This is a genomic window from Niabella sp., assembly GCF_030150205.1.
In the GTDB taxonomy this organism is placed as follows: Bacteria; Bacteroidota; Bacteroidia; order Chitinophagales; family Chitinophagaceae; genus Niabella.
Genome location: NZ_JASLGT010000027.1, coordinates 81,128 through 92,982, shown reverse-complemented (window position 1 = coordinate 92,982; position 11,855 = coordinate 81,128). Strand labels below are relative to the sequence as shown.

Annotated in this window: 11 protein-coding genes and 1 pseudogene; 1 reads left to right on the top strand and 11 read right to left on the bottom strand. The window is 46.3% G+C overall.

Annotation, left to right across the window (positions count from 1 at the left end; all coding sequences use genetic code 11):
• Position 1: 1 nt before the first annotated feature.
• The 11 genes and pseudogenes from epsC to Q1V85_RS20425 form a co-directional block, all read right to left on the bottom strand.
• Positions 2 to 844: a serine O-acetyltransferase EpsC gene (gene epsC / locus Q1V85_RS20475; RefSeq protein WP_300602508.1), complete on the bottom strand. Its 843-nt coding sequence runs from the start codon at positions 842 to 844 to the stop codon at positions 2 to 4.
• Positions 845 to 980: 136 nt separating this feature from the next.
• Positions 981 to 2,654 (bottom strand): annotated as a pseudogene (locus Q1V85_RS20470) (NADPH-dependent assimilatory sulfite reductase hemoprotein subunit); the annotation flags it as partial.
• Positions 2,655 to 2,734: 80 nt separating this feature from the next.
• The gene (locus Q1V85_RS20465) at positions 2,735 to 4,429 is read right to left on the bottom strand and encodes a flavodoxin domain-containing protein (protein ID WP_300602505.1); all 1,695 of its coding nucleotides are present in this window, start codon (positions 4,427 to 4,429) and stop codon (positions 2,735 to 2,737) included.
• Positions 4,419 to 5,294 (bottom strand): uroporphyrinogen-III C-methyltransferase, encoded by an 876-nt coding sequence (gene cobA / locus Q1V85_RS20460; RefSeq protein ID WP_300602503.1) that lies wholly within the window; start codon positions 5,292 to 5,294, stop codon positions 4,419 to 4,421. Before cobA ends, Q1V85_RS20465 begins: the two co-directional genes overlap by 11 nt.
• Before the next feature lie 79 nt (positions 5,295 to 5,373).
• Positions 5,374 to 6,615 (bottom strand): GTP-binding protein, encoded by a 1,242-nt coding sequence (locus Q1V85_RS20455; RefSeq protein ID WP_300602500.1) that lies wholly within the window; start codon positions 6,613 to 6,615, stop codon positions 5,374 to 5,376.
• A 97-nt stretch (positions 6,616 to 6,712) separates the two neighbouring features.
• The gene (locus Q1V85_RS20450; RefSeq protein ID WP_300602498.1) at positions 6,713 to 6,883 is read right to left on the bottom strand and encodes a four helix bundle protein; all 171 of its coding nucleotides are present in this window, start codon (positions 6,881 to 6,883) and stop codon (positions 6,713 to 6,715) included.
• A 7-nt stretch (positions 6,884 to 6,890) separates the two neighbouring features.
• Positions 6,891 to 6,995: a four helix bundle protein gene (locus Q1V85_RS20445; protein ID WP_300602495.1), complete on the bottom strand. Its 105-nt coding sequence runs from the start codon at positions 6,993 to 6,995 to the stop codon at positions 6,891 to 6,893.
• 85 nt (positions 6,996 to 7,080) lie between these two features.
• The gene (gene cysD, locus Q1V85_RS20440; protein ID WP_300602492.1) at positions 7,081 to 7,989 is read right to left on the bottom strand and encodes a sulfate adenylyltransferase subunit CysD; all 909 of its coding nucleotides are present in this window, start codon (positions 7,987 to 7,989) and stop codon (positions 7,081 to 7,083) included.
• 83 nt (positions 7,990 to 8,072) lie between these two features.
• The gene (locus Q1V85_RS20435; RefSeq protein ID WP_300602489.1) at positions 8,073 to 8,768 is read right to left on the bottom strand and encodes a phosphoadenylyl-sulfate reductase; all 696 of its coding nucleotides are present in this window, start codon (positions 8,766 to 8,768) and stop codon (positions 8,073 to 8,075) included.
• Positions 8,769 to 8,842: 74 nt separating this feature from the next.
• Positions 8,843 to 9,478: a peroxiredoxin gene (locus Q1V85_RS20430; RefSeq protein WP_300602486.1), complete on the bottom strand. Its 636-nt coding sequence runs from the start codon at positions 9,476 to 9,478 to the stop codon at positions 8,843 to 8,845.
• Between the two features lie 289 nt (positions 9,479 to 9,767).
• A complete protein-coding gene (locus Q1V85_RS20425) occupies positions 9,768 to 10,361 on the bottom strand; it encodes a class I SAM-dependent methyltransferase (protein ID WP_300602484.1) in 594 nt (197 codons plus the stop codon).
• 254 nt (positions 10,362 to 10,615) lie between these two features.
• Here Q1V85_RS20425 and Q1V85_RS20420 point away from each other — a divergent pair, with 254 nt between their 5' ends.
• Positions 10,616 to 11,692, top strand: coding sequence for a hypothetical protein (locus Q1V85_RS20420; RefSeq protein ID WP_300602481.1), 1,077 nt, complete (start codon positions 10,616 to 10,618; stop codon positions 11,690 to 11,692).
• The last annotated feature ends 163 nt before the right edge of the window (positions 11,693 to 11,855 follow it).

The window sequence follows — 11,855 nt, the reverse complement described above, 5'->3', positions numbered from 1 at the left end:
GTTACTTTTTTTTCAGGATGGCGTTCACTGAGTTTTGATGCGAAAAATGTTCTTTTTCTACCACTTCACTTTTATGATATACCAATGAAGCGGGCGGTACGCTAAAGGTGATCCAGGCATTGCCACCAATGACGCTGTCTTTGCCGATCACTGTATCACCGCCAAGAATAGTGGCTCCCGAATAAAGGATCACATTGTCTTCCACCGTGGGATGTCTTTTTTGATCTTTTTTTACCTTGGCAGAATTCAGGGCCCCGATGGTAACGCCCTGGTAGATCTTTACCTGCTCCCCAATAACGGCGGTTTCTCCAATTACAACACCGGTTCCGTGATCAATAAAGAAGGAAGCACCGATGGTGGCGCCTGGGTGAATGTCGATGCCGGTTTTGCTATGGGCATATTCGGTAAAAATGCGTGGCAATGCCCGGATGCCCAGTTTCCACAAAGCATTTGAAATACGGTATACAGCAATTGCATAAAATCCGGGATAGGCATGCAGCACTTCTTCCTTGTTTAATGCAGCCGGGTCATTGGCTACGAAAAAGGAAGCGTCTTTTTGCAGGGTTTCATAAAGACCGGGCAGGCCGGCGAAGAACGTATCAGAAAGGGCCTGCGCTTTTGCACCATCGCTTACCACATCGTAGATCAGCGTGGTAAGATGGCTTTTTAACGAATACCAGCCTTTTTCCAGATCCGTTTCTTTTTGGTTCACGCCGGTTTGGGGCACGAACAGGAAACCAAAGATATCGTCCACAAACTGGTTACTTAACGCTTTATCCGGGAGATTACCGGCGCGCTTTTTATTATGCTTTTGCAGCAGGCTTAAAAAATCTTTTTCGTTCATTGTGTTTGTTTAAATTGACCACAGAGGCACTGGATTTCAGCTCGTATAATAAATAAAAAAACATCCGCCACTCAGTTCTATTCACCGTGATTTTTAATGAATCTAAAGCCGGTTACGATCTAAATTCTTCTATGACTCAATGATTGTTACTGATCCATTTGCGCTGTGAAAAATCACCGAAGGTTTCACCGGTATTGCGTTCTTTCACATAAACGTCAAACAGACCATCCAGGGTTTCTAAAATGCCGGCTTCGTCCAGGCTGTCTTTATATTTCGTATTCAGGCGTTCACCCAGCCGGTCTCCTCCGATATGAAGGTTGTATTTTCCCAAAGAGGTTCCTACAAAACCGATCTCTGCATTGGGTGAGCGTCCGCAACCATTCGGACAGCCGGTCATGCGCACAATAATGTCTTCATCCGCTAACTGATGTTTCTGTAGCAGCGGTTCTATTTTGCTGATAAGCGTGGGCAGGTAGCGCTGTGCTTCTGCCATTGCCAGCGCGCAGGTATTCAATGCTACACAGGCCATGGAGTTTCTCCGCATCGGACTGGAGCTATCGGTGCTCCGGATGATCAGGTGTTCTTCGAGAAGCTGTTGAATGGCCGCTTTATCTGCATCTGCAATATCGCTCAGAATAAGGTTCTGATTGCAGGTGAACCGGAAATTGGCTTTTCCTGTTTCTGCTATTTTTAATAAACCGGTTTTTAGGGGATAATTATTTTCATCTACCACCCGGCCATTTTCGATAAACAGGGTGTAATACCAGTTCCCTTCGTGGTTTTGGGACCAGCCATAAGCGTCCTTGCGACTGGTAAATGCGTAAGGCCGCGCCGGTTCAAAAGAAAACCCGCAACGCTTTTCTACTTCTGCACGATAGGCGTCTACCCCTAGTTTATCGATGGTATATTTAAGACGGGCCTGTTTCCGGTCACTGCGGTTACCAAAATCGCGTTGTACGGTAATCACTTCATAGATGGCTTTTAATGCCTGTTCTTTGGGCAGGTACCCCAGCATGCTGCCCAGGCGGGCATAGGTGCTGGCATTACCATGTGTGGAACCTAAACCACCTCCGGCCGCAAAATTGTATCCTTTTAAAATTCCATCTTCAATAATGGCGATCAAACCCAGGTCATTGATAAATACATCCACATCATTATTGGGTGGAATGGCGATCCCGATCTTAAATTTCCGGGGCAGGTAACGATCCTGGTACAGGGGATCTTCTTCCGTGGTTTCTACTAATTTTTCAGCATCCATCCATACCTCGTAATACCCCCTTGTTTTGGGTAGATGATGAGCGCTGATTTCACGGGCAAACTGATAAATTTCTTCGTGCAGGGGAGATTCTTTCGGGTGCGAGGCACAGGTTACGTTCCGGTTTACATCGCCGCAGGCCGCAATCGAATCTAGCTGCATGGTGTTAAATGCACTGATGGTGGGTTTGGTATGCGATTTTAAAATGCCATGCAATTGAATGGTTTGCCTTGTGGTGATTTTGATGGTACCGGTGGAATATTTTCCTGCCACATGATGCAGCCCGATCCATTGCTCCGGGGTCATAAAGCCTCCGGGTAACCGCAGGCGGATCATAAAGGAAAAAAGCGGTTCCAGCTTTTTGCGGCTCCGTTCTTCGCGGCGGTCGCGATCGTCCTGCATATACATGCCATGGAATTTTACCAATGCCTGGTCGTCTTCACGTATGGCACCGGTATGGGCATCTGTAAGACTTTCTTTCAACGTTCCCCGCAGGCCCTGGCTTGCTACTTTGATTTTTTCAGTTCCTGATAAATTATTTTTCTCGCTCATTGTTTTTGTTTCTGGTTTCTGGTTTTTCGTTTATAGTTGTTGCCAACCATAAATCATAAACCACAAACGATAAATTTTATTAACTAATATACATCCTTTGAATATCGTCCTTCCTCCTCGAGCTGAACGAGGTAGTTGCGGGCTTCTTCTTCTGATTTTCCTTTTGCTTTAAACAGTTCTACAAAAGTATTCTCCACATCTTTACACATAGGGTCTTTTGCTCCGCATATATACAGGTGTGCGCCGTTGTTCAGCCATTCCAGCAGTTCTGCGCCTTTTTCTTTCACCCGGTGCTGTACATAGATCTTTTGATCGGTATCTCTGGAAAACGCCAGGTCCAGGTTGTTCAATACACCCGTTTCCAGGTAGCTTTGAATTTCGGTCTGGTATAAAAAGTCGGTTACAAAATGCTGTTCACCGAAGAACAACCAGTTGCGGCCGCTGGCACCTGTGGCATCCCGCTCTGCAAGAAAAGAACGGAAGGGGGCCACGCCGGTACCGGGGCCAATCATGATAACATCGCTGGCCTCTTCCGGAAGTTTAAAGTGTTTTGCCTTTTGTATATAAAATTCAATTTCATGGCCTTCATCCAGGTCCGAAAGAAACTCACTGCAAACGCCATAACGTTCTTCATCTTCTACCGTAAACTGGTTCTTGGAAACGGTAATGTGAATTTCGTTTTCTCCATGTGCATTGGGTGAGGAAGAAATGGAATAGAGCCGGGGCGACTGTGCGGTTAATATCTTGATCACGTCTTCAAACTGCGCGGCATCCTTTACCGGGTAAATGCGCAGCAGATCGTACAGGCTCATGCGTGTATCGGGGATCTGCTGGTTGGTAAGCTCCGCAAACTTCTTAACCGTTGATTTTAGGAGGTAGCAAATATTCAGATGCTGGCTCAGCAGGTCGCGCACGGGTGCGGTTACTTTCTCTGTCTGGATCTCCTTATCCGGATCGATCCCGGTAATGCCCAGGATCTTATTGATCATGCTTTGTTTGTTAGACGGCACGATGCCCAGGGCATCTCCCGGCTGATAATCGATGGGCTCATCGGTGGTGATCTCAATATGAAAGGTTTGCTTGTTTGAACCCCTGTCATTGAGATTGATATTGGTGATCACCTGGCCCATGTAATATTTTTTGCCCGTAGCTTTGGGCGCTGCGGGAAGGGCCGCAGCCGGCGCACTTGCAGTTGACTGCAGGGCTGCCGCCACATTATCCAGCCAGTGCAGGGCGTCTTCCTCATACTCCACATCACATTTCTTTAAGGGCAGTACACGATGGGCTCCCAGGGCCTCCAGGCGGGCATCCACGTCTTCCCCGGTTTTACAAAATTCCGGATAGGAGCTATCGCCTAATGCCAGTACGCCAAATTTGAGTTTGCCCAGGTTGAGCTGGTTTTCATGAATGTGATCATAGAATTTTTTGGCCAGCAGGGGTGGTTCGCCTTCACCCTGTGTGCTGATCACTACAAAGAAGTATTCTTCCTTGGAAAGATCAGCAAAGCGGTATTGATCCAGCCCGGTCAGTTTCACCGTGATACCTTTCTTTTTGGCGATGGCCGCCAGCTGTGTGGCCAGTTTTTTGGCATTCCCGGTTTCTGTTCCGTATACCAGTGATATTTTTTTAACTGCGGCCGGTGCAGCTACAGCAGTCTCCTGCCCGCCGGCAATGCCCTGTGCAAGCCCGGCAAAGTAGCCGCTTGCCCAAAGCAATTCGTCCCGCGAAAGTGTGGGGGTGAGACTTTTGATGGCTCCCAATTTTGCGTCAGATAGCATGTTTTAAATTATTTTGTTGATGAACATTGATCATTTCTTCAGTAACCGGGCTAAAGTATAACTGCCGGCTGTTGCTGTTTTCCAGCCACCGGAACTGTTGGTGCAGCGCTACTACCTTGCCTACTACTACCAGGCTGGGAGAGGCCAGTACCGCGCCTTTCAGGGTGTTGGTATAATCGTAAAGGCTGCAGGTATGTACCTGTTGAAAACAGGTGGTGGCCTGTTCAATAACGGCCAGTTGCTTTTCCTTTGCGATGCCAAACTGTGTTAGTTTCTGTACCACCTGGTCCAGCGTGCCGGACGACATATAAAATACCAGGGTATCTTCGGTAGTGGCCAGCTCTTTCCAATACGCATCGGTAACCACGTCCGATTTATAATAGGTAAGAAACCGCACGGCAGTGGCATAACCCCGGGCCGTTAGCGGCATCCCCGAATAGGCGGCTGCGCCGAGCGCCGCGGTTACACCGGGAATGATTTCGTAGGAAATGGAATGTTGCGTAAGGGTTTGCAGCTCATCCAGGATATTGGAAAAGATGGAAGCGTCGCCGCCCTTAAGCCGTACCACCAGTTTTCCCTGTGTGGCATAATGTACCAGCAGTTCATTAATGGTTTGTTGCGGCACAGAGCGTTTTTTGCTGCATTCTTTTCCTACATATACGATCTCAGCCGTGGACGTTACATAGCGGTGCAGGATCACATCGCTGACCAGCCGGTCGGCCAACACTACGTCTGCTTTCCGTAAGGCATCGGCGGCTTTTACTGTAATCAGATCCGGATCACCTGGCCCGGCGCCGGCAAGGATCACTTTGCCGGTACACTTCAAGGGCTGTTTTTTTACGGATGATGTATGTTGAAGAAGCATCTGTTGTTTTTTATAATCTACTTAAAAAGTAGACTTAATAAGAACGACGATGCGCCGGTATACCCGGGCACCGTTTGAATTAATTGAGTAAAACTGCTGCTACCGTGCTGTTGCTGGTTTCATCTACCAGGATGGCGTTGCCGTAGTCGCTTAACGTAGCAAAATCATCGTATACCAACGGTGCCGCGGTTTTGATGGTTGCATGTACCACTTCATTGAGCTTTACACCGTCTTCGGCGGGTATACGTTCCAGGGTATTTACGTCAAGTTTATAAGCCACTTCCCGTACAACGGTTTTGAGCAAACGCCCTTTGTGCTGAAGAAAATATTTGTTGCCCTGTATCAGGGGTTTATTGTCGAGCCAGCAGAGCACCACTTCAATTTCGTTCGCTACTTTGGGCAGGTTGTCGATATGAGCGAAGGTATCACCACGGCTGATATCAATGTCGTCTGCAATATGCAATACGGCTGCCTGGGGGGCAAATGCCTCGTTCACTTCTTTACCACCCACTTCGATTTTGCTAATGGTAGAGTCGATGCCCGCAGGCAGGATCTTTATTTTATCACCAACCTTATAGACTCCACTGATGATCTGTCCGGCATAACCCCGGTAATCATGTAATTCGGCCGTTTGCGGGCGGATCACATATTGCACCTGGAAACGGGGATCTGTGTGGTTAATATCGGAAGCTACTTCAACGGCTTCCAGGAACTCCAGCAATGAAGGGCCGGTGTACCAGGACATGGTTTCGGAATGGTCTACAATGTTATCGCCGAGGAGCGCTGAAATCGGAACGTAGGTAACGTTTTCGAGATTCAATTGTGCCGCTACTTTTTCATAATCGGCTTTGATTTCGTTGAACCGCTCTTCAGAAAAACCGACCAGGTCCATTTTGTTGATGGCTACCACCACATGGGGCATTTTCAACAGAGATGCGATAATCGAGTGGCGACGGGTTTGTTCAATAACACCGGCACGAGCATCAATGAGGATGATGATCAGGCTGGAGTTGGAAGCTCCTGTGATCATGTTACGGGTATACTGTACGTGGCCCGGAGCATCGGCAATGATGAATTTCCGTTTTGGGGTAGAGAAATAGCGATAGGCTACGTCAATGGTGATCCCCTGCTCCCTTTCGGCTCTTAAACCGTCGGTGAGTAATGCCAGGTCGATACCGTCGGCATTTTTATTCTTTGATTGTTTTTCCAGCGCTTCCAGCTGATCTACCAGAATGCTTTTGCTATCATACAACAGCCGGCCGATCAATGTGCTTTTGCCGTCGTCTACACTACCGGCAGTTATGAATCTTAGTATATCCATGTTTCGTTGATATGTTTCTTGTGTTTAAAAGTTGATAAGTTGAAAGGTTGAAAAGGGGTGGTCTGCCTTGTGAACTTGTTAACCAGTCTGTCACCCTTCACTTCTCTTTGGCCTTCCGTTCCAGGTAAGCGATATACCCATTTAGTAACTTTTCAACGTCTGTGATTTTGTTTCTATATTTTTCTAATTCATTTGCTGTAATAAATTCCTCATCTAAAGCATCAATCAGATGATTTAATGTTTCACTTAATGATCCCCTGGCTACCACGCAAAATCTATTTTTCTTCTTCAGGAAAATTTTTAACAAGAACTAAAATTTCTTTCTTTAATGCCCTGGCTTGTTTCCAGACTTCCAAATCTTCAAAACTTTGATAAGCCATGGTTGTTTTTTTTAAGTTAACATGTTGATAAGTTTAAAAGCTGATAAGGAGGCCTTGTAAACCTTTTAACCTGTAAACTTTTCAACTAAAAATACCCGCCTTTCTTGCGGTCTTCCATCGCGGCTTCCGTTACCTTATCATCAATCCGGGTTTCTCCTCTTTCGGAGATACGGGTAGCCATGATCTCGTTTACTACTTCGTCCAGTGTAGTGGCACTGGATTCTACAGCCGCGGTACAGGTCATATCTCCTACGGTGCGATAGCGTACTTTTTTTGTGGAAATAATATCGGTTTCATCGATGGTGATGTAGTCTGAAACGGCGATCAGCTGTCCTTCGTGCTCCAGTACTTCGCGTTCATGCGCAAAGTAGATAGAGGGAAGAGGAATCTCCTCTTTTTTGATATAGTTCCACACATCCAGCTCCGTCCAGTTGCTGATGGGGAATACCCGTACATTTTCGCCTTTATGGATCCGGCCGTTATAGATGTTCCAAAGTTCGGGGCGCTGCAGTTTGGGTTCCCACTGTCCAAATTCATCTCTTACAGAAAAGATACGCTCTTTTGCGCGGGCCTTTTCCTCATCACGGCGGGCACCTCCGATGCAGGCATCGAATTTAAATTCTTCAATCGTATCCAGCAGGGTATGGATCTGCAGCCAGTTGCGGCTGGCAAATTTGCCCTTAGGTTCCGTAAGGTGTTTTTGCTTAATGGTGTCTTCTACTTTGCGTACGATCAGTTCGGCGCCTACTTCTTTAGCGAGGGCATCGCGATAGGCGAGTGCTTCCGGAAAGTTATGACCGGTATCGATGTGCACGAGCGGAAAGGGGATCTTTCCGGGCGCAAATGCTTTTTTTGCCAGTTGTACCAGCGTTATGGAATCTTTACCGCCGCTGAAAAGCAGGGCCGGTTTTTCAAATTGTGCGGCTACTTCCCTGAAAATGTAAATACTTTCAGCCTCAAGCTGCTCAAGGTAATCTAATGTGTACTCACCCATACGTTCTTTTTATACAGACCCGCCTGCGCGGATTTTTTTAACAATCAAAATGGTTTTTTAAAGGTTGGCGCTTTGGATCCCGTTTATTGGTGTACGTGCAGTCCGCACTCTTTGTGCGAAACCTCCCACCACCATCTGCCGGCCCTGGGATCCTCACCCGGCTCAATTGCCCGGGTACAGGGAGCACAGCCGATGCTGACAAATCCTTTGTCGTGCAGCGGATTGTACGGTATGTTTTTTTGGCGGATGTATTCGATCATTTCATCATAACTCCAGCGGATCAGCGGGTTAAATTTATAAAGACCGCGGTCCGCATCCCATTCGATCATTTTCATGTCTTTCCGGTTATCCGATTGCTCGCTTCTGAGCCCGGTGATCCAAACCTTTGCTCCCTCAAGTGCGCGATTGAGCGGCTTTACTTTCCGGATGAAACAGCAGGCTTTCCGGTTTTCAACCGATTCATAGAACCCATTAACCCCGTTTGTTTTTACATAGGATTCCACATCCGAAGCCTCGGGGAAGCGAACATCTATATTTATTTTATAGCGGGCATTGGTTTTTTCTAACAAATCGTAATGCTCATAAAACAGGCGCCCGGTATCCAGTGTAAAGATCCGCACCGGAAGTTTTTCGGTTGCGATCATTTCGGTTATTACCTGGTCTTCCTGGCCCAGCGAGGTGGAAAAAACGGTTTCTACCGGAAACTGTGCAGTTACCAGTTTTAATGCCTCCGCTGTTGAAGCGTTCTCTATTTCCTGTATTTGTTCTTCTGTAAACACGTTTATTGTTTATCGTCTATCGTTTATGGTTTATAGTTGATTCCGGCTATAAACCATAAACGATAAACTAAAAATTAAATATTCGGTTGTGGTGTATAACGCAGGTAAGGTTTTACCTCAGTTACACCTTTAGGAAATTTCTGAATGGCATCTGCTGTGCTGATGGATGGAACCACAATCACATCTTCACCATGCTTCCAGTCTGCGGGAGTAGCCACACTGTGGTTGGCTGTCAGCTGCAGGGAGTCGATCACACGCAGTACTTCCTGGAAGTTACGGCCGGTTGAAGCAGGGTACGTAATGATCAGTTTTACTTTTTTATCGGGTCCGATGATGAACAGGGAACGCACTGTTGCCTTTTCAGAAGCATTCGGATGGATCATATCATAAAGGGTGGCGATATTTTTTTCAGGGTCTGCCAGGATGGGGAAATCAACCGATACATTTTGTGTTTCATTGATGTCATTTTTCCAGCCCAGGTGCGAATCCAGCGGGTCAACGCTTACTGCCAGCGCTTTTACACCACGTTTTTCGAATTCTCCTTTCAGCAATGCTGTTTTTCCCAGTTCTGTGGTGCAAACAGGTGTATAGTCTGCAGGATGCGAAAATAAAACACCCCAGGAATCACCCAGGTATTCATGAAACTTGATTTCTCCTTCAGTAGACTGCGCGGTAAAATCCGGGGCAGTATCTCCTAATCTTAATGACATAATTTTAAACAGTTTTTATGTGATAAAATAGCTCTTTTATAAACCTACTAATCAAGTAGACTAATAGGGTGGTTTGCAAGGTACGATAAAATATTGGAATGAAAGTGTAAAAAATAGTGAAAACGGGAAAAATAGTCGAAATCCGGGGACAACAAACGTGCAGTATCGTCTGAAGACTGAGACTCAAAAGCACCAAATATCAAAAAACAAGTTCCCAAGAACCAATTCCAGGATGCGACGGCAGCATCTGATAACTGAAAACTGACCACTGACCACAGACCACTGTTGATCAAACTCTTTCGCCAATACTGATGAATTCATTGTATTTAAACATATTGCCGATGGCCCTGGGAAAGGGAAAGGAATATTGCTTCACCGGCCGGTACCCCAGCTGTTTAAAAATTTCCTGTACCTTATAAAAGTTAATGAATTCTACATGCGTATCGTCTGACCGGTAACCGGCTTCCTGTGGTGTAATTACGATGATTTTTCCATTTTCTTTGAGCAGGGGAAGGTATTGCCTTAACAACGCAGCCGCCGGCGCTACGCCCATATGCTCTGCTACATGCGCTAATAAAATAGAATCAAAGGTGCCGGGCTTATAATAAGCTGTTTTTTCAAATTCAGTGTTCGTAAACGCGTTCAGTCCACGAGCGCGGCATTCCTTAACGGATGTTTCATTATGGTCGATCCCGATCCCATTGCCGTTTAAATGCAGCAGGTTCCGGCCCAGTCCGCAACCAATATCCAACACAAACCCCGGGTGCAGACCAATAATATTTCTTTTGTAGGGATATTGCACATTCAGCATTTTTTTCCACCATTTTGATTCCCGCGTCAGCAGCGAGTGGGTGTAATCTTCTTTCTCGGTTGTTTTTCTCATATTTAAGTCTTCGTTCATTGGTTGTTATATTTAGATAAGTACAATGGGCCTAAAGTTACAGAATAAAAAATGCTGAACAACCGGCATTGGTTTTAGAGTGTTTAAAATCGTAATCGTCCTTGCTTCTTCTTTCTGCAGTATATATATACCGTATTTATACGATAAAAAAGGAGGGGAATTCCTGAAAGGAACGGTAGCCCGCCGTAATATTTTTGAAGCATCCATTTTTATTTATAAACGTAAAAATTTAAACGATGCGTACAAATTTATTATTACTTGGGTTGATCATCTTAATGGCTGTGGCCTGTAAAAAGGGTGATACCGGACCGGCCGGGCCCTCCGGTGCTCAAGGTCCTGCCGGGGCCACCGGAACACAGGGCATGACGGGCCCCAATGGAAGTCAGATTCTTAGCGGAAGCGGAGTGCCTGCAACGACTGTTGGGCAAACAGGTGATTTTTACCTGGATATTGCTACCTCAAATCTTTATGGCCCCAAGGCAGCCGCGGGTTGGGGAAGCCCGCTTAACTTAAGAGGGCCTGCCGGCCTCACAGGTGCTGCAGGAGTTATTGGCGCAACCGGAGCCACAGGAGCAACCGGTGCAACCGGAGCTACAGGAGCTACAGGAGCTACAGGAGCAACGGGGGCCACAGGTGCAACCGGGGCCGCAGGAACCAATGGAACCAATGGAACAAACGGAACCAATGGTATAAATGGTACGAATGGAACAAACGGCGTAAACGGAATAAACGGCACCAATGGTACAAACGGCAATACTATTTTGTCCGGTACAGGAATTCCTGCCCCTGGTATCGGAGTGGTTGGCGATTATTACCTTGATAAAGCTACCTATAACCTGTTTGGCCCTAAAACAGTGGCCGGCTGGGGCGTACCCGTTACATTGGTAGGACCGAAAGGAGATCCCGGTACGGCTAACGTTATTTACTCCGGCTGGAAATATGCGACGAGTTTTAATGACAGTGTAATTGACAACACCAATGTTAAAGCAGGATACATTGCGGCCGCGGATATCACATCGGCTGTTCTAGGCAATGCTTCCATACAGGTATATTTTACCTTTGGAGGTGGAACTTTTGTGCTACCCTATACATCGAATGCAGGCGGCAAACCCAATACGATCAACTATATACCCATGAACGGAAAGATATGCGTTACGCGCTTTACGCATGACAATAGCAACAGTGTTAATCTTTCCACCCTGTTACAATACCGGTATGTGATCATACCCGGCAGCATCAATGCGGTGGCTGTAAAGAATGTGGACTATAAAAATTACGATGCAGTAATGCAATATTTTAAAATGTCCAAATAACAATCGTACAAAAATCATTTACAGAAAGGCTGGTCCATGCAGGGCCAGCCTTTCTGAGTTATAAGGATGATGGATCTTTTATTTCTATGCATTAATAAATGCCAAATGAAGACGCTTGCAAGCAAAATGATTTCTGCATACCTGTTAAAAGAAATCGAATCGA

What these genes read in the sequence shown, in the direction of transcription:
- Q1V85_RS20425 (WP_300602484.1), bottom strand. Translation starts at nt 10,361, where the DNA reads ATGAGAAAAACAACCGAGAAAGAAGATTACACCCACTCGCTGCTGACG.
- Q1V85_RS20430 (WP_300602486.1), bottom strand. Translation starts at nt 9,478, where the DNA reads ATGTCATTAAGATTAGGAGATACTGCCCCGGATTTTACCGCGCAGTCT.
- cysD (WP_300602492.1), bottom strand. Translation starts at nt 7,989, where the DNA reads ATGGGTGAGTACACATTAGATTACCTTGAGCAGCTTGAGGCTGAAAGT.
- Q1V85_RS20455 (WP_300602500.1), bottom strand. Translation starts at nt 6,615, where the DNA reads ATGGATATACTAAGATTCATAACTGCCGGTAGTGTAGACGACGGCAAA.
- cobA (WP_300602503.1), bottom strand. Translation starts at nt 5,294, where the DNA reads ATGCTTCTTCAACATACATCATCCGTAAAAAAACAGCCCTTGAAGTGT.
- Q1V85_RS20445 (WP_300602495.1), bottom strand. Translation starts at nt 6,995, where the DNA reads ATGGCTTATCAAAGTTTTGAAGATTTGGAAGTCTGGAAACAAGCCAGG.
- Q1V85_RS20465 (WP_300602505.1), bottom strand. Translation starts at nt 4,429, where the DNA reads ATGCTATCTGACGCAAAATTGGGAGCCATCAAAAGTCTCACCCCCACA.
- epsC (WP_300602508.1), bottom strand. Translation starts at nt 844, where the DNA reads ATGAACGAAAAAGATTTTTTAAGCCTGCTGCAAAAGCATAATAAAAAG.
- Q1V85_RS20420 (WP_300602481.1), top strand. Translation starts at nt 10,616, where the DNA reads ATGCGTACAAATTTATTATTACTTGGGTTGATCATCTTAATGGCTGTG.